The following is an 18,007-nucleotide window of genomic DNA, read 5'->3' on the forward strand; positions in this document are numbered from 1 at the left end:
CGGGGCAGTCTCCTGGCTCCCAAGCCTTATGCCAAAAGCGGGCCCCCGTTCCCAGCGCAGCGCGGCGGAACAAGGTGATTTCCACCGGTTGGCGGGCCAGATTGGCGAGCCGTGTGCGCAGTGCTAAAGCGCAAGCCATGAATGACGCATCTTCATCCGAAACCGCGCTGGTGCTGTTTTCCGGCGGCCAGGATTCCACCACCTGCCTCGCCTGGGCGCTGAACCGCTTTGCACGCGTGGAGACGCTGGGATTCGATTACGGCCAGCGCCACGCCATCGAGCTGGCCTGCCGCGACCGGCTGTTCGACGGCATCAAGGGCCTGCGCGTGGATTGGGCTTCCAGGCTTGGCGAGAGCCACACGCTGTCAATCCCGACGCTGGCGGCGGTGTCCGAGACGGCGCTGACGCGCGACGTTGCGATTGCGATGGGCGCTGACGGCCTGCCGAACACGTTCGTGCCCGGCCGCAACCTGGTGTTCTTGACATTCGCCGCGGCGCTGGCCTACCGGCGCGGCATCAGTCACATCGTCGGCGGCATGTGCGAAACCGACTATTCCGGCTACCCCGATTGCCGCGACGAGACCGTCCGCGCCATGCAGGCCGCGTTGTCGCTCGGCATGGCCCGCAAATTCGAGCTGCATACGCCGCTGATGTGGATCGACAAGGCGGCGACGTGGAAGCTCGCCCATGACCTCGGCGGCGACGGGCTGGTCGATCTCATTCGCGAGCAGTCCCACACCTGCTATCTCGGCGAACGCGGCGCGCAGCATGATTGGGGATATGGCTGCGGCGAGTGCCCGGCGTGCAGCCTGCGGGCGAGAGGGTGGCGGGAGTACGTGGCGGGACGGTGACACGCCTCACTCCGCCGTCATTGCGAGGAGCTCTTGCGACGAAGCAATCCAGACTGTCTCTGCGGAGGGATTCTGGATTGCTTCGCTACGCTCGCAATGACGGAATATGTCGAGGCAGCTTAGCGAAAATCCTCCGCCTTCAGCTCGATCGGCTTGCCGTGCGGGGTGCGATCCGCCGCGTGGTCCCAGGCGTCGCGGTAGCGGTGCAACGTCTCCGCAGACGCAACGCCCTTGCCTGCGACGAGGCCCTCCAGCGTGGCGAGCCAATGGAGATAGTAGGTCTCGCCCGTGTCAGGATCGCCGGCCGCCTGCGCGCGCTTGATCTCGGAGGCCAGGGCTGCCGCCCATTCGGGCCAGGTGAACACGCCGCGTTCGTGCAGGGTCAGCGCCATCGCGAAGGCGTGCGCCTCCCAGGGTGCGCGAAACACCGGACCGTCATCGTCGCGCGGAATGCTCGGGATCGCCGCCGTCGCGGCAGCAGCCGTGCTGCTCATCAGGCCGCGTCCAGATAGGGCTCGAACGCATCGATCGAGACTTTCGAGGTCGGATCGCCGTCCGCGCCCCAGAGATCGCGGCCCTCGAACACGACAGTGTAGAGCCATTGCGGATTCTCGCCGAGCTCCATCGCCGCCGAATCCGGAAACACGTGGCAGCCATGGTTCAGTTCGACCACGCCGACATGACCGCGCACGTAGCGCGGCAGGCGGGTGTGGGTCGCGGGATGAATGTTCTTCGCACGCACGCGGTCGCCGATCTTGAATTTGGCCGGCGCCGGGGCAGGACGGGCGAACTTGCCGCGCACCATGATGCGTTCGACCTGGCCGAGATCGAACTTGCCGTGCTTGAGCGCCTTGGCCGGCTGCATCGCGTGGCCGGCGGCGACTTCCTCCCGGGTGAGATACCCTTTCTCGATCAGCATCTCCTCGAGCCCAAGAAACCATTTCTTGTAGTAGGAGCTTGAGAGATAGACGTGCGGCGGGATCGTCTCGCGATAGAAGCGCGAGGTGTCGATGTTGAAAGCGCCGGCCGCGCCCATCGCGCGCACCATGGCGAGAACACGCGACTCCCATTCCTCGTGGAACACCGGCTCGTTCGGTTCGGGCTCGACCTTGCCGAACCCGTCCATGCCGCCCATGTCGTGCACGCCGTTCATGATGGCGCTCCGGGCGTCTTGGGGAAACCGGTGCCAATCATGGAATCGCGCGTGACGAGTTCTGCGAGCTGCTCCTCGCTCCAGCCTTTAGTCCCCGCGGGGCGCATCGGCAGCACCAAAAAGCGTGTCTCGGCGGTCGAATCCCACACCCGGATTTCAACGTCCTTGGGCACCTGCACGTCGAAATCGGCGAGCACGCCGCGCGGGTCCTTCACCGCGCGGGAGCGATAGGGCGCGGCCTTGTACCAGACCGGTGGCAGCCCCAGCATTTCCCAGGGATAGCAGGAGCACAGCGTGCACACGACCATGTTGTGACGCTGCGGCGTGTTCTCGACCACGACGAGGTGGTCGCCGACGCGGCTGACATGGCCGAGCGTGCCGATCGCCTTGGAGCCGTCCTCCAGCAGTGCCTGCTTGAACGCCGGATCGGTCCAGGCCTTGGCGACCACGCGGGCGCCGTTATGTGGGCCGATCTTGGTCTCGTAGGCCTGAATGATGGCGTCGAGCGCGGCGGGCTCGACATAACCTTTTTCCGTCAGAATCGTCTCGAGCGCACGCACGCGCAGCTCGGTCTCCGACAGCTCGGAATGGTCGTGATCGTGGTGATGATGATGGTCGCTCATGGGGCGAAGATAGTCCCAGAATCCGGGCGTTGTCGAGGCGAAGACTCTGCTAACATCCCACCATGGGCTGGGCTGCAAGAACCGGAATAACCGCCGCAATCGCGGCCCTTGGCGCATTCGCGGGGCAGGATGCGCGCGCCGCGAATGGCGCCTATGCGGTCGATGCCGCCGACATTTCCGACGTCGGCTCCTGCAAGGTGGAAAGCTGGCTGTCGACGGCTTCCAACACGGATTTTTCGGCGGTCGCCAATCCCTCCTGTGTCGTCGATCCCTTCAGGCCGATCGAGCTGAGCCTGCAGACCATCCGGGCCCGGAGCGATGGCGACTGGAGCACGACGCTCGCTCCAAAAGCCAAGACGAATTTCGTCCCGACCGGAATAGGCCGATGGGGATTGTCGGCCTATGGCGGCGGATCATTCGACGCGTCGACCGGCGATGCCCTGTCCGCCTTTGTCGTCATCCCCGCGACCTTCCGCCTGTCGGAGACCACACGCATCAACGTCAACGGCGGCTGGCTCTGGGATCGCACGGTGGATCGCCATTACCTGACCTACGGCGTCGGCTTCGATTGGAAATTCACCGACACCCTGCAATGGACGATCGAGGCGTACGGCCAGGCCGGCGCCTCCGCGGTCACAAGCGTCGTGCAGCCGCGTTTCCAGACCGGTGTCCGCTACCGTCCGAACGAGATATTCTCCCTCGATGTGATCTACGGCCGCAACATCACCGGCGAAAATGCCAACTGGATCACCATCGGGACCACGGTCGGGTTTCCGGTCCATGGAAGCGAACCCGAACATCGACGTACCGGGCATCTGTGAGCACCAAGAAGACCAAGACCAGGGAGATTGCGTTGCCTGACTATGTGAAGATCGAGAAGGGCCTCGGGCCGGAGGGGCGGATTGCGGTGGTGCGGTTCGACCGCGGCGACGGCATCAACGCGCTGTCGCCGGAGGCGCTGCGCCAGCTCACCGCGGCCGCGCGCAGTTTCGAGGATGACGCCGCAACCTCTGTCGTGGTGCTGACAGGCAGCGCGGAGGCGTTCAGTGCCGGCTTCGACCTCAAGGATGCCGAAGGCCGCTCGCGCAAGGACATGGACCTCGGCACGCTGCGGCGGCATCTCAAGCTCGGGCCGCGCCTGACCCACGCCTGGCAGGAGATGGAGCAGATCACGATCGCCGCCATCGAGGGCTTTTGCGTCGGCGGCGGCGTGGCGCTGGCTGTCGCCCTCGACTTCCGTGTCATGGGACGCGATGGCCATCTACGCGTGCCCGAGATCGGGCTCGGCATGAACATGAGCTGGCAGAGCATTCCCCGCATGCTGCACCTGATCGGCCCGGCTCGCACCAAGCAGGCGGTGATCCTGGCCGATCAGCGCATCAGCGCGGATGAGGCCTTCGAGTGGGGCCTGGTCGAGCAGGTGGTCGATCCCGGCCATGCGTTCGATGCCGCGATGGACCTCGCGCGCAAGGTGGCAGCGCAGCCGCCGCTCTCCGTCGCCATGACGAAACTCACGGTCAATCGGCTGGCGCATGCGCTGGATAATCTCGCCAGCCATATGGACGTCGACCAGTTCGCCCTGGCAAGCCTTAGCGACGACCACAAGGAGGGCGTCGAGGCGTTCCTGACGCGACGCAAACCGAAGTTCAGAGGGCGGTAGAAGCCGGCGCAGTCCATTGATTGCGCCGCAGACAAAACGTATACGCCGCGCTGGGACAAAAGCGGTTCGGTCACGGGCCGGTAGAACATGACGGCAATCGAGGGGGAGGGCCCATGACCACTAGCTCGCAGGCGCCTGAGGCGAAAGGGTTTCGCTGGAAGCTGATCGCGCCGCTCGCGGTATGGCTGGTGATCTATCTGTGGCCGGTGCCGGCAGGGCTCAACGCCAATCAGTGGCACTATTTTGCCGTCTTCGCGGCCGTCATCACCGGGCTCATCCTGGAATCCATGCCGGTCGGCGCGGTCGGCCTGATCGGGCTGACGGTTGCCGGTGTCGGCGGTTATATCGATCCCGACCCGACCAAGTCGCTGCGCTGGATGCTGGCGGGCTTTGCCGAGAGCACGGTGTGGCTGATCGTCGGCGCCTTCGTGTTCTCGATCGGCTATCGCAAGAGCCAGCTGGGCCGCCGCATCGCGCTCGTGCTGGTGCAAAAGCTCGGCCGCAACACGCTCGGCCTCGGCTATGCGGTGGCGATGTCGGACTTCTTGCTGGCGCCGGCGACACCGTCCAACACCGCGCGCAGCGGCGGCATCGTCTATCCCATCATCAGCAACATCCCGCGCATCTACGGCTCCGAGCCTGGACCGACCGCCGGCAGGATCGGCACCTACGTGATGTGGACCGCATTCGCCTCGACCGCCGTCACCAGCTCATTGTTTTTCACCGCGCTCGCGCCCAATGCGGCGGCGCTGGCCATCGCCAAGAAGACTGCCGGAATCGACGTCAGCTGGGCACAGTGGTTCTTGGGCTTTGCGCCGCTCGGCCTCCTCCTGATGGTGCTGGTCCCACTGCTCAGCTACGCAGTCTGCCGCCCCGAGGTGAAGAGCAGCCCGGAAATTTCCGAATGGGCATCGAAGGAGCTCGCGGAGATGGGCTCGATGTCGCGCAACGAGTGGATCATGCTGGCGCTGATCCTGCTCGCGATGTTCCTGTGGATCGCAGGCTCGAGCCCGGACATCCGCGTGCCGCTTCTGGGCTCGAATTTCGTCAACGCCACCACCGTCGTGTTCATCGTGATCTCGCTGATGCTGGTGACGGGCGTGATCGAGTTTGCCGACATCGTAGCCGAGAAGGGCGCCTGGGAGGTGTTCTTCTATTTCACCTCGCTGCTGACGCTGGCCTCGGGCCTCAACGAGATCGGCTTCATCAAATGGTTCGCCACCGAATATGCAAAGCCGCTCGCCGGGCTGTCGCCGTCGACCGCGATGCTTCTGCTGGTCGCGCTGTTCTTCTGGATCCATTATTTCTTCTCGAGCATCACCTCGCATGCGGCCGCCGTGCTGCCCGTGGTGCTCGCGGTCGGATCCGGTATCCCCGACCTGCCGGTCACGACGCTGGCCATGCTCTGCATGTATTCGCTCGGCCTGATGGGGGTGATCTCGCCTTACGCGACGGGGCCCGCGCCGATGTATTTCGGAAGCGGCTATATCGGCAAGGGTCAGTTCTGGGGTTTTGGGCTGATGTTCGGGGTGCTCTATTTCGCGGGGCTCCTGCTGATCGTATGGCCCTGGTTGCGGGTCACCTGAGCCGGGCGCGAGGCCCATACGGCGGCAGATGAATTTTCTTCAGCGGGGAGAAATTTGGAAAACTTCGTCCAACTCCCCGCAGATATCTGACATTGCCAGAGAGAGCTGAAAGGGCGATGGTGCCTGCTGCGGTGCAGCGCGCTCCAGCCGAGTCCTCATCGCGGTTTCACTCTCCGTCGCTTGATGCGACCGGTTCCCGGATGCCCCAAGGGGGCAAGCGGAACTATTGTGCATGAAGGCCGCCTCCATGAACGTCCACCCGTCGCTTGCGATCGGACCGCCGATCGGAAAGCTTGACGCGATCTCACCCGCGACTGCGCCCGACGCGATGGTCCGCTTCGAAGGCATCGCGAAAACCTATCCGGCCTATCGCGGCAAGCCCGGCGTCAATGCCCTGCAAAACATCGACTTCGCGATCCCGCGGGGTTCGATCACCGGCGTCATCGGCCGTTCCGGCGCCGGCAAATCGAGCCTGGTCCGGCTCATCAACGGGCTGGAGAGGCCGACCACGGGCCGCGTCGTCGTCGATGGCCGTGACATCTCAGCGCTCTCAGGTCGCGAACTGCGGCTCGCGCAGCGCTCGATCGGCATGATCTTCCAGCACTTCAACCTGCTGTCCTCGCGTACCGCAGCCGCCAACATCGCGCTGCCGTTGGAGATCGCCGGCTGGGCCAAGGCCGATATCCGCGCGCGCGTTGCGGAGCTGCTTACGCTTGTCGGGATCGCCGACAAGCACGACCGCTACCCGTCCGAACTCTCCGGCGGCCAGAAGCAGCGCGTCGGCATTGCCCGCGCGCTCGCGACGCGGCCGAGCGTGCTGCTGTCGGACGAGGCGACCTCGGCACTCGATCCGCAGACCACGCGGGCGATCCTCGATCTGCTCGCGAATATCAACCGCGAGCTGGGCGTGACCATCGTGCTGATCACCCACGAAATGTCCGTGGTGCGGCAGCTCGCGGGGGATGTCGTGGTACTCGATGCCGGCCACGTCGTCGAGAGCGGCCATGTCGCCGACATCTTCACCCACCCGAAGCATCCGATCACGCAATCCTTCCTGGCCGAGGCGATCGGAGACAGCCTGCCCGTGTCGCTGGCGAGCCGGATCGTTTCGGAGCCGCCTGCGGGCGGACAGGCCGTGATCCGCGTCCAGGTGCGCGGGGCAGGGGCCGGCGACACGATGGTGGCGCGGCTCGCGCGCGAGCTCGGCCTCGACGTGTCGCTGCTGTCGGCCCGCATCGACGAGATCGGCGGCCAGCATGTGGGGTCGCTGACGCTTGGTATCCCTCTCGGCGTGGCTGGCGGCGAGGACGCGACGACGCGCACGCTGGCCTGGCTTTCACAATATCAATTCCCCGCGGAGCGCCTCGGCTATGTCGCCTGAACTCATCAACCTGATCGTCCAGGCGACCGGCGAGAGCCTGTACATGGTCGGGCTCGCAGCGCTGATCGGCACCGCGTTTGGCCTGCCGCTCGGCGTCTTTCTCGCGACCAGCCGGAAAGGCGAGCTGTTCGCGGCGCCTCTCGTCAATCGCGTGCTCGGCATCGTCGTCAACGCGACGCGGTCTACGCCCTTCATCATCCTGGTCGTCGCCATCATCCCGTTCACGCGGCTGGTGGCCGGCACCTCGATTGGATCGACGGCCGCGATCGTGCCGTTGACGATCGCATCGGCGCCGTTCATCGCGCGCCTGGTTGAGGCCGCGATCCGCGAGGTCGACGGCGGCCTGATCGAGACCGCATCCTCGTTCGGGGCCTCGCCGATGCAGATCGTGCTCAAGGTGCTGATCCCCGAAGCGCTGCCGGGTCTTCTGCTGGCGCTGACGCTCGCGGTGGTCAGCCTGCTCGGCTATTCCGCCATGGTCGGCGCCGTCGGAGGCGGGGGCCTGGGCGATCTCGGCATCCGCTACGGTTATCAGCGCTTCATGCCGGAGATGATGCTCGCCGTCGTCGTCGTGTTGATCGCGCTGGTGCAGCTGGTCCAGAGCGCCGGCGATTACCTCGCGCGCCGGGTCAATCGCCGGCTGCGACATCGCTGACGCCGTTTCAGACATTTCGAACAAGCAGGTTCTTGTCGGTCTGGAAACATTCCAAACTTCCAGACGCGACTGAGCGCATTCGTCGCACGCGTTGCGCACGCGTCTGGAGAAATTCTAACGCAGTTCCTATCGCACTCCGAAATCGCCTGCGTTAGGGCGAGGCATCAAAAACGATACCGGCGAAGCCGGCAGTGCGTGGGGCCTCGACAGACGTGACCGACTTCCAACTTGCTTCGCGTTTTGACACGCGGCGTCGACAGATGCAGGTGCTTTTCCTCGGAGCGGCCAGCACATTTGCTCTCGTCGTTCCCATCGGTGCCGTGGAGGCGCAGACGCAGATTCCCGCCGTCACCGTCGAAGCCCCGGCTCAGCGCGCCCGGCCTGCGGCGGTCGCATCAACGCGACGCTCAGGGGCGACACGCACCGCACGCGCCAATCGTCGCTCTCCGGCGCAGCAAGCCGCGCCAACCCAATCGGCATCCTCGAACGGTGCCACCGGTGAACGCGCCAATGGTCCGGTGCGCGGTTTCGTTGCGACGCGCAGCGGCACCGCGACCAAGACGGATACGCCGCTGATCGAAACCCCGCAGTCCGTCTCCGTCGTCACCACCGACCAGGTCAGGAATCAGGGCGCGGTCTCGATTGGCGAGGCGCTGCGCTACACCGCCGGCGTCAGCGGCGACGTCAATGGTGGTTCGGACACCCGCTTCGGCGCCCTCCAGATCCGCGGCTTCGACACCACCATGTCGGGCCTCTACGTCGACGGCTTGCGGATTCCCTCAAGCAATTACGTGCACTTCAACGGCCTCGATCCCTACGGCGCCGAGCGTATCGAGGTCCTCAAGGGTCCGTCCTCGGCGATGTATGGCGGCAGCGGCACCGGCGGCATCCTCAACTACGTCACCAAGCTGCCGACGGCCCAGCAATTCGGCGAGGTCTCGATCTCCGGCGGCAGCTTCAACCGCTATCAAGGCCAGTTCGACATGGGCGGTCCCGCCAACAAGGACGGCACTGTGCTGTGGCGCCTGACCGGCGTCGTCCGTGACGGCGAGACCCAGGTCGACTTCACCAAGGACAACCGCGTCTTCATCGCGCCGGCCGTCACGTTCAAGCCGAACGAGGACACCACCATCACGATCCTCGCCAACTACCAGCGCGACCGGGCAGGGTGGGGCCTCCAGTTCCTGCCGGCCTCGGGCACCGTGTGGCCGAACAACGGCCGCGCCATCCCCGTCTCGTTCTTCGCGGGCGTGCCGAGCTTCAACGCGTTCAACACCGAAATCGCGACCGCCGGCTACCAGCTCTCGCACAATTTCACCGACAACATCACGTTCCGGCAGAATTTGCGCTACGCCTATCAGCACAACGAGGAGAAGGTGTTTTTCGGCGGAGGCTATAGCGACGAGGCCGCGGGACAGCTCGCGCGTTTCGGCAGCTACAGCAACTCCTACATCAACTCTTTCGCGGTGGACAATCAGCTCCAGGGCAAGTTCACCACCGGCTTCCTCAGCCACACCACGCTGGTGGGGATAGACTATCGCAACACCAGATTCCGCGACACCGCCTTTGGCGTCACGACGTCCGCGCCCGAGATCAACGTCTTCAACCCGGTCTACAGCTACGACTGGACCATGGGCGCCATGAGCGACGACACCGGCGTCAAGCAGTCGCAGGTCGGCCTCTACGCGCAGGACCAGATCAAGCTCGGCCGGCTCTCGTTCCAGCTCAGTGGGCGTCAGGATTTCGTGACGACGCAGGTGGACAGCGGCATCTTCAATACGTCCGTCTCGAAGGATGCGTCGGCCTTCACCGGCCGCGCCGCATTGATGTACAATTTCGACAACGGCATCGCGCCCTATTTCAGCTATTCGGAATCCTTCCTGCCGGTGCTCGCCACCGGCCCGAGCGGACAGCTGCTCAATCCCGAGACCGGCGTGCAGTACGAGGTGGGCGTCAAGTACCAGCCGCTCGGCTGGAACGCGCTGTTCACCTTCGCCGCCTTCGACCTGACGCGCGACAACGTCGTTACCTTTGCGCCTCCGCTCAACATCGCCGAACAGACCGGTCAGGTAAAATCGCGCGGCCTCGAGCTCGAAGGCACGATGTCGCTCGCCGACGGCTGGAACCTGCGCGCGGCCTATGCCTATGTCGATGCAACGGTCTCCCAGGATCCGGTCAATGTCGGCAAGGCGCCGGTCACGGTGCCGCTCAACCGCGCCTCGCTGTGGAACGATTACACGCTTCAGACCGGGCCGCTCGCGGGCCTGCAGTTCGGCGGCGGCGTCCGCTATGTCGGCGCGACCTGGGGCGATGACGCCAACACGTTCAAGGTCGGATCCTCGACCGTGCTGGACGCGCTGCTCGCCTACAGCAGGGACAATTGGCGCCTGTCGCTGAACGTCACCAACCTCGCCGACACCCGCTATGTCGCCGCCTGCTACAGCCTGTCGGGCTGCTTCTATGCAGAAGGACGCAAGGCCATCGGCAAGCTGACTTATCGGTGGTGAGTTGAAATGAGGACGATGAGGCTCCACGAGAGGTCGTCATGGCCGGGCATGACGTTGCGGAAGCTTCGGCACTCACACACTTTGCTTGTGTACTTGGCGAGATCTGAACGATGAGAGCGATATTCGGCAAGTTGCATCGCTGGGCGGGCCTGCTCACGGCCGGATTCCTGTTCTTCTCCGGCATCACCGGGGCGATCATCTCCTGGGATCATGAGATCGACGAGGTCCTGAACAGCCATCTGTTCGACGTCGGCAGCAAGGGCCCGGCCATTCCCTCGATCGATCTCGCGAAGATGATCGAGCAGCGCGATCCCCGTGCGCGCGTCGTCTACCTGTTCATGACGCCGGAGGAGGGCCACTCGCTGTGGTTCTTCGTCATGCCCCGGATTGATCCCGCGACCGGCAAGCGCTACGCGCTAGACTACAATCAGATCTTCCTCGACCCCAACACCGGCGCGGAGCTCGGCCGGCGCTATTGGGGCGCGGTATGGCCGGTGACGCGCGAAAACTTCGTCTCGTTTCTCTACAAGCTGCACTACACCATGCACATCCCGGAATTCTGGGGCAGCGACCGCTGGGGCATGCGCCTGCTCGGAATTATCGCCATCATCTGGACCATCGACTGCTTCGTCGGCCTCTACCTGACGCTGCCCTCGCGGCGGCGTGCCAGCGCGGCCCGGGCGCCCCAGGTCACGCGCCAGCTCGAACGCGGCTTCTGGGCGCGTTGGGCGCCGGCGTGGACCATCAAGACGTCAGGCAGTGCCTACCGGATCAATTTCGACATCCATCGCGCTTTCAGCCTGTGGACCTGGGGCGTGCTGTTCATCATCGCCTTCACGGCATTCTCGCTGAACCTCTATTTCGAGGTGTTCTCGCCGCTGATGAAGATGATGTCGAACTACACGCCGACGCCCTATGAGCAGCGGCCGTATCGCGATCTCGACGATCCCATCGAGCCCAAGGTCAGCTTCGCCGACATCGCCGCGCGCGCGGCGGCCGACGGCAAGGGGCGAGGGTGGACCGTCCCGGTCGGCTCGGTCAATTACGGCCCGGCCCATGGTGTCTATGCCGCGGCCTTCTTCCATCCAGGCGACGATCACGGCGCCGGCGGCGTCGGCCCGGCGCAGCTCTATTACGACAGCGAGGACGGCCGTCCGATCGGCGAACGGCTGCCCTGGGTCGGCACCGCCGCCGACATCTTCGTGCAGGCGCAATTTCCGTTGCATTCGGGCCGCATCGTGGGGCTGTTCGGCCGCATCCTGATCTCGATCATGGGGCTGGTCGTGGCGGCGCTCTCAGTCACCGGAATCGTGATCTGGTGGCGCAAGCGCCGCGCGCGTGTCCGCGTACGGGACATGGCAGCGATGCGCCTGAGCCGGCAGCAACTGACGCCGGCGGAGTAGAGCGGTTGTCCGGCGCGGGTGAACCTCCCCGCCTGGCACCGGCACAAAGACTGGAGATCACACCCCGTTTTGCCGGAAATCGCATGAGATCGCTCGCCTTGCTCTGCCTGCTCGTTCTGGCCGCGCCTGCCCATGCGGCTGGCCCCGAGCAGCGCTATTTCGACCTGCGCGATCGCTACATCGCAAAGTTCTCGAAAGCCAACGAGAACGACGAGACCTATAAGCAGCACGATGCGGCGCTCCAGGAGTTGACGGGCGTCCTGCGCGGCCTGGTGGGCCCCGTCGCGATCAACGGATTGCCGGCCGATGGCAAGACGAACGCGGACACGCTCTTCAAGGGCGACTCCGGCTTCGGCCATCTCGACGGGCTCGGCTTCGCCTCCGAAGGCGACAAGATGCAGGCCGTCGTGACCACTACCGCCCTGCTCAAGCACTGGCTGCGCGAGCACCGCGAGGACGGCATGCCGCAGGAGATCGGCGCGGCATTCAAGTCGGACCGCTTTTACTATCAAGCCATCCAGGACTCCGCCTTCGCCAAATATGCCGAGTTGCCGATCACGAAGCCCGCGGGGACGAGCGCCGCGGTCGCCGTGCTAGGCGTGCGCGGCAATGGCGACCTGAAGGGACCTCCGCAAGAAATCGACGTCGTCGCGATTCAAGGCGACAAGGTCTACTTCCTCGCTGCAAGCGATGCGGTGAAGACAGCCGAGATCCCGACCTGCGAGAAAGTCTGGAAGCAGATGATGGCCAAACCCATCGACAAGAAGGACCCGCGCGGCGACATCACACGCGAAGACAATGCGATGACCGCGTACACGGCGTGCTTCGCCAAGGAAGCGCCAAGCCAGGGCTGGTTCGCCGCAGCCGTCAAGAAGGCGCAGAGCCAGTTGGAGCTGCTGCCGCTGCGCTAGAGCGATCATCCAATTACCTTCGAGCGCTACAGCGTTGCGCGCGGCGCCATCGCTCGAGAATGCGCAATCGGAAATTGCAGCTCGTCCCGCAGATGCAACCGAGGCCCAGCAGCGCGAAACCACCCCGAGCCGCATCGACGAGGTCGTCGGCAACACCGTGGTCGGATTCGACGACGACCCTGGAACTCGTTCGCGACGAGGGGGTTGCACTGCGGTTGGAACCGAACGGGTAGCACACTTGAATCGTCGACAATTCCTGGAAGCCTCGGCATTGCCATTGGCAACGCTGCTACCTGGCGCAGTCTCTGCGGCATCGGCGGCGGAGTTGCCGTTTGGCCCCTCTTATGTCCGCGAGCTTGCCCGCAATTTGGCGAGTAAGCCCTTTGCGCCACCAGAGGAAAAGGTCCCGGACGCGCTTAGGGATCTCACCTACGATCAGTACCGATCAATTCGCTTTCTGCCAGAGCGCGCGGCTTGGCGCAGCGAGAAGCTGCCCTTCGAGGTCCAGTTTTTCCACCGCGGCTTTTTCTATAAGAACAAGGTCGACATTTACGAGGTCTCCGGCGGACGAGCGGTACCGATCAGGTACCGACGCGACGATTTCGCATTCGGTGACAATATCGGTCAGGTACCGGACGCCGATCTCGGATTTGCCGGCTTTCGCATTCACGCCCCGATCAATCGGCCCGACTACTACGACGAGGTTTGCGCGTTTCTCGGCGCCAGCTACTTCCGTGCCGTTGCCAAAGGCGAGACCTATGGCCTGTCCGCGCGCGGTCTGTCGATCGATACCGGCGAGAGCAAGGGAGAGGAATTTCCTCTCTTCAAGGCCTTCTGGCTGGAGAAGCCCGCGCCGGGTGCCACATCCGTCGTGGTACATGCGCTGCTCGACAGCAAGAGCGCTACGGCAAGCTATCGCTTCACGATCAGGCCAGGCGCTCCGACGGTCTTCGACGTAGAGATGTCGCTCTATCCGCGGATCGAGCTGCAACATGCCGGCCTGGCGCCCATGACGAGCATGTTCTTTTTCGGCCCGAACGACCGACACGATGTCGACGATTTCCGTCCTGCCGTACATGACTCCGATGGGCTCGCCGTGTTCAACGGAAAGGGCGAGCAACTCTGGCGTCCGCTCAACAATCCACGCGATCTGCAGGCCAGCACATTCAATGACCTCAATCCGCGCGGCTTCGGTCTGATGCAGCGGGAGAGAAATTTCTTTGCCTACGAGGACATCGAATCGCGCTTTGAGCGTCGCCCGAGCCTCTGGGTCGAACCGATTGGAGATTGGGGAGAGGGCAGTGTGGTCCTCTTTGAGATCCCGACCAAGGAGGAAGTTCACGACAACATCGCCGCCTTCTGGCGCCCGAAGACTGCCCTCCCGGCCAAGAGCGAAAACAACTACACCTACCGCCTGCACTGGGGTCCGGACGCGCCGAAGCCCAATTCGCTGGCCCGGTTCACCCGCACAGGCGTTGGCGCGCGGGGCGACGACAGCAAATTGTTCGTGCTCGAACTCGTTGGTGACGGACTGAAGGCGGTCGATCCCAACAAGGTAAGGGGTGCAGTCAGCGCCGACAAATCCGAGATCAAGAACGTCGTCACACAACCAAACCCGGAAACGGGTGGGTGGCGCCTTAGTTTTCAGTGCGCCGTGAAGGACGCGCCGATCGAGTTGAGGGCGATCTTGATGCAGGGCGACCAACCGATCTCTGAAGTCTGGGTTTACCGATGGGCGCCCTGACGACGTCGCCTGCGCTTTGCCCTGACCTTGGCGTTCGCTATCTTCCCGATGAAACGCCGCTCCCGATGCAGCCTTGCCGATTGGACGCGACCAATCGTGCCGATCCGGGGCGACTGCGGACCGCCCCTGCCGTTACAGCGCGGCGCCTGTTCATTCTTGGCGGAACGGTCGCGATCACCGCTGCGGGCGCTGTTGAGATGTACGATGTTCTCAAGGTTGGTGGCGTCACGGTCCTCGAAGGCATGGTGTTCGGGCTGTTCCTCGTGCTGCTCGCCTGGATCGCGTTTTCGTTCGTGTCTTCAGTAGCCGGCTTTTTTGTGCTCCTGCGGGGCCGGCCAGATGTGCTGCCAATTAACAGCCACGGTCCGCTGCCCGCGATCACCGGCCGAACGGCTATGCTGTTGCCGACCTATAACGAGGATCAGCACCATCTCATGGCGCGCCTCCGCGCTATGTACGAGTCGGTCGGCGAAACCGGACAGGCCCCGTTGTTCGATTGGTTTCTGCTCAGCGACACGACAGATCCGGACATCTGGATTGCCGAGGAGCTTGCGTTTCTGGAGCTGCAGCGAAACTGCGGTTCGGGCCATCTCTACTATCGTCACCGATCCGACAACACCGCTCGAAAGTCCGGCAACATTGCCGAATGGGTGAGGCGGTTCGGTGGCGCCTACGACTACATGATCATTCTGGACGCGGACAGTCTGATGAGCGGAGAGACCATCGTTCGGCTGGCCGGCGCGATGGAAGCGAACCCGCAAGCTGCGCTGATTCAGACGCTTCCGATCGTCGTCAATGCGCGAACCCTGATTAGCCGGCTTCAGCAGTTTTCGGGCCGTTTGTACGGTCCGCTGATCGCCGCCGGAAACGCCTGGTGGCACGCCTCAGAGGGCAACTACTGGGGACACAATGCCATCATCCGGGTGCAGGCTTTTGCGCAAGAGGCGGGCTTGCCCGAATTGCGCGGGAGGAAACCTTTCGGCGGGCACATCCTCAGCCACGATTTTGTCGAAGCCGCACTGATGCGGCGGGCGGGGTGGGGGATTTTCATGGCTCCAGGTCTCGGTGGGAGTTTCGAGGAGGTGCCACCGTCGCTACTGGATTTCGCGGCGCGGGACCGTCGCTGGTGTCAGGGCAATCTCCAGCATCTTGCCGTTTTGCCGGCTAGAGGCCTGCACTGGGTCTCCAGGCTTCACCTGTTGACCGGGATCGGCTCCTATCTCACCGCGCCCCTGTGGCTGCTGTTTCTATTGCTCGGAATCCTGATCTCCTTGCAGGCCTATTTCGTCAAGCCGGAGTATTTTCCCAAGGGCTTCTCGTTGTTTCCAACGTGGCCCGCACAGGACCCCGTGCTCGCCGCCTGGGTCTTTGCCGCGACGATGGGGCTGCTTATCGTGCCCAAATTGCTGGCCTACCTCGTTTTGCTCACCAGGCGTGCGGAACGGCAGGCATTCGGCGGCGGATTTCGCGTGCTGCTGGCGGTGGTCGCCGAGAGCCTGCTTGCCGCCTTGATCGCCCCATCCATGATGATCTTTCAATCCACCGCCGTGGCGGAGATCCTGCTGGGCCGTGATGCGGGCTGGCAAGTGCAACGGCGAAGCGATGGCAGGATCACGCGCGACGAAGTCTATCGCAAATTCACGGTGCCGACCCTATGCGGTCTGGCCATGGCGGCAAGCGCCTACGCTGTGTCGCTTCCGCTGCTGCTCTGGATGTCACCGGTGATCATCGGCCTCGTTTGCGCCATTCCGATCGGTCTCGTCACGTCGACGGCGCCGCCAATCGCGCATCTGTTTGCGACCCCGGAGGACAATCGCGTGCCGGCACTGCTGCAGAGGGCGAGAGAGCTTGCCGGCCTGGATCGGATCCGGGCACGCGCGGCTCTGATCGAACTTAGACAGAACCCCGCGTTGCTGGGACCGCACATGCAGTCACTCCAAACGCCGCCTCGCAAATCGGGCCAGATCGACATAGATCTCGCGATCGGCCGGGCCAAGATCGAGCAGAGCGACAATTTCGAGGAAGTCGTCAGCAGCCTCAGCGCACGCGAGACCCTTGCCGTGCTGAAGCACCGACACCCCCTCGAGCAAGTCATGCGAATGCCGCGAGCTACCGCTTCCGCGGATGTCTAGGTCATCGCGTTGTAGGTGAGGGCGTTGACGACCCGGTGGTGCTCGGGCAGAGGGCGAGATGTCTGCTGTGAGCGCGGTGGGTGGTGCCAGCCTACAGCGCGCTGCCGCCGAGATTCCACCCACGACCACCTTCGCCAAAGATCTCATACCCCGTCGCCGTCACCGCGACCGTGTCCTCGAGCTTGATGAACCCGCGCTTCGGATGCTTCATCGTGGTCTCGATCGACACCACCATGCCCGTTTCGAGCGGCAGCCGGGCGTCGGTGTCGTCGTAGGGGATCGGGCCCTTGGCGGTCAGGCGAGGGGCCTCGTGGCTGACGAGGCCCATGCCGTGGGCCAAAAACTCCGTGCAGTCGCGCTGGCTGATCTTCGCGAGCTGCCGCTCGGCCGCGACGTAGATGTCACCGCCCATGGCGCCGGGCCGGACCGCCGCGAAGGCGGCGCGCTGGACGGCTTCGATCTCGGCCAGACAGTCCTTCAACTCAGCATCCGGGTTGCCGAGCACGGCCATGCGCGCGAGATCGCCGATATAGCCGTGATAATTGCCGCCGGAATCCAGCGACAGCACGTCACCTTGCTCCCAACGCTGCGCCGACGGCGCCCGGTTGTGGCTGCTGCCGCAGGCGAGCAGACAGTATTCGAAGGTCAGCCCGCGATTGGCTTCGGCGATCTGCAAAGCGTCCGACAATTGCTGCTTGGTCGTGCCCGGCCCGTGCCCGGCGATCACCGCCAGCATCGAGGCGATCACCAGTTCGGACGCCGTCTTGAGTTTGGCGAGCTCGTCCGCCGACTTCACCGCGCGCAGCCGCTCCAGCACCAGCAGTGCGTCCTTGAGCTCGGCGCCGGGCAGGGCGTCACTGAGCGCCCGGCCCGCATCCATCGGCAGGAACGCCATCTCGACCCCGACCCGTTTCAGGGCCACGCCGGCGTCGCGGATCAGGCTGACGGCCCGCGTGATGGCATCGACCGAGCCGTTGGACTCGGTCCGAACCTGCGGAACCCAAGGCGGCGCCACGGCACGCTGGTGGGTCTCCAGCCGGTGCCCGACATACACCGCGTGCTCCGGTGCGCCCTTGGGATAGACCAGAACCGGCAGATAGCGGCTGACGCCAAGCGCATCCATGTAGTCGAAGAAGATCGCGCGCTCGGCACCCAGCAGGTACTGCACATTGTGCTTGGAGGTCGCGACCAGGACGTCGAGGCCGGCGGCCTCCATCAGACGGTCGAGTTTGGCGGCATCGAATGGAATGGCCCGCGAGCGGTCTGCGCGGGCGACGTTCTCCTGCATGACGAACCTCCAAATGCTGCCGTGGCCTCAACCGCTGCGTCGGTTTGCCCGGGGATTGTTGATGGCAAGTGTGAGCCGAGAGAGGGGTTCTGGGTAGGTGTGGATTTATCTGG

15 protein-coding genes are annotated in these 18,007 nt (G+C 64.3%); 11 read left to right on the forward strand and 4 right to left on the reverse strand.

Annotation, left to right across the window (positions count from 1 at the left end):
• The first annotated feature begins 137 nt into the window (after positions 1-137).
• Positions 138-851 carry a 7-cyano-7-deazaguanine synthase QueC gene (gene queC / locus AC0L27_RS21720; RefSeq protein WP_354210313.1) on the forward strand — a complete coding sequence of 238 codons (714 nt, stop codon included), beginning with the start codon at positions 138-140 and terminating at the stop codon, positions 849-851.
• A 119-nt stretch (positions 852-970) separates the two neighbouring features.
• Here queC and AC0L27_RS21725 read toward each other — a convergent pair whose 3' ends face one another.
• From AC0L27_RS21725 to nthA, 3 genes are read right to left on the reverse strand one after another with little or no spacing between them, the layout of a single operon-like run.
• On the reverse strand, positions 971-1,345 hold the full coding sequence (locus tag AC0L27_RS21725) for a nitrile hydratase accessory protein (protein WP_354210312.1): 375 nt from the start codon (positions 1,343-1,345) through the stop codon (positions 971-973).
• A complete protein-coding gene (nthB, locus tag AC0L27_RS21730; RefSeq protein ID WP_354210311.1) occupies positions 1,345-2,004 on the reverse strand; it encodes a nitrile hydratase subunit beta in 660 nt (219 codons plus the stop codon). The genes AC0L27_RS21725 and nthB overlap by 1 nt, the downstream gene beginning before the upstream one ends.
• Complete coding sequence (gene nthA, locus AC0L27_RS21735; RefSeq protein ID WP_354210310.1) at positions 2,001-2,627, reverse strand: nitrile hydratase subunit alpha; 627 nt, start codon at positions 2,625-2,627, stop codon at positions 2,001-2,003. The genes nthB and nthA overlap by 4 nt, the downstream gene beginning before the upstream one ends.
• A gap of 62 nt (positions 2,628-2,689) precedes the next feature.
• Between nthA and AC0L27_RS21740 the strand changes: the two genes are divergently transcribed.
• The 10 genes from AC0L27_RS21740 to mdoH all read left to right on the forward strand — a co-directional run bounded on the left by AC0L27_RS21740 (position 2,690) and on the right by mdoH (position 16,606).
• A complete protein-coding gene (locus tag AC0L27_RS21740; RefSeq protein WP_354210309.1) occupies positions 2,690-3,448 on the forward strand; it encodes a hypothetical protein in 759 nt (252 codons plus the stop codon).
• 32 nt (positions 3,449-3,480) lie between these two features.
• On the forward strand, positions 3,481-4,287 hold the full coding sequence (locus AC0L27_RS21745) for an enoyl-CoA hydratase/isomerase family protein (RefSeq protein WP_354210365.1): 807 nt from the start codon (positions 3,481-3,483) through the stop codon (positions 4,285-4,287).
• A gap of 113 nt (positions 4,288-4,400) precedes the next feature.
• On the forward strand, positions 4,401-5,873 hold the full coding sequence (locus AC0L27_RS21750) for a DASS family sodium-coupled anion symporter (protein ID WP_354210308.1): 1,473 nt from the start codon (positions 4,401-4,403) through the stop codon (positions 5,871-5,873).
• Positions 5,874-6,105: 232 nt separating this feature from the next.
• On the forward strand, positions 6,106-7,254 hold the full coding sequence (locus AC0L27_RS21755; RefSeq protein ID WP_354210307.1) for a methionine ABC transporter ATP-binding protein: 1,149 nt from the start codon (positions 6,106-6,108) through the stop codon (positions 7,252-7,254).
• A complete protein-coding gene (locus AC0L27_RS21760) occupies positions 7,244-7,909 on the forward strand; it encodes a methionine ABC transporter permease (protein WP_354210306.1) in 666 nt (221 codons plus the stop codon). The genes AC0L27_RS21755 and AC0L27_RS21760 overlap by 11 nt, the downstream gene beginning before the upstream one ends.
• Positions 7,910-8,427: 518 nt before the next feature.
• Positions 8,428-10,416 carry a TonB-dependent siderophore receptor gene (locus AC0L27_RS21765; RefSeq protein ID WP_354210364.1) on the forward strand — a complete coding sequence of 663 codons (1,989 nt, stop codon included), beginning with the start codon at positions 8,428-8,430 and terminating at the stop codon, positions 10,414-10,416.
• A gap of 110 nt (positions 10,417-10,526) precedes the next feature.
• On the forward strand, positions 10,527-11,819 hold the full coding sequence (fsrB, locus tag AC0L27_RS21770) for a siderophore utilization protein FsrB (RefSeq protein WP_354210305.1): 1,293 nt from the start codon (positions 10,527-10,529) through the stop codon (positions 11,817-11,819).
• 83 nt (positions 11,820-11,902) lie between these two features.
• On the forward strand, positions 11,903-12,730 hold the full coding sequence (locus AC0L27_RS21775; protein WP_473320304.1) for a hypothetical protein: 828 nt from the start codon (positions 11,903-11,905) through the stop codon (positions 12,728-12,730).
• 238 nt (positions 12,731-12,968) lie between these two features.
• Positions 12,969-14,474, forward strand: a complete 1,506-nt coding sequence (locus AC0L27_RS21780; protein WP_354210363.1) for a glucan biosynthesis protein G — start codon at positions 12,969-12,971, stop codon at positions 14,472-14,474.
• Entirely contained in the window at positions 14,462-16,606 is a 2,145-nt protein-coding gene (mdoH, locus tag AC0L27_RS21785) for a glucans biosynthesis glucosyltransferase MdoH (protein ID WP_354210303.1), read from the forward strand. The genes AC0L27_RS21780 and mdoH overlap by 13 nt, the downstream gene beginning before the upstream one ends.
• 91 nt (positions 16,607-16,697) lie before the next feature.
• Here mdoH and AC0L27_RS21790 read toward each other — a convergent pair whose 3' ends face one another.
• Positions 16,698-17,894: a M24 family metallopeptidase gene (locus tag AC0L27_RS21790; protein WP_275172560.1), complete on the reverse strand. Its 1,197-nt coding sequence runs from the start codon at positions 17,892-17,894 to the stop codon at positions 16,698-16,700.
• Between the last annotated feature and the right edge of the window lie 113 nt (positions 17,895-18,007).

Source organism: Bradyrhizobium sp. Ken51, assembly GCF_055807435.1.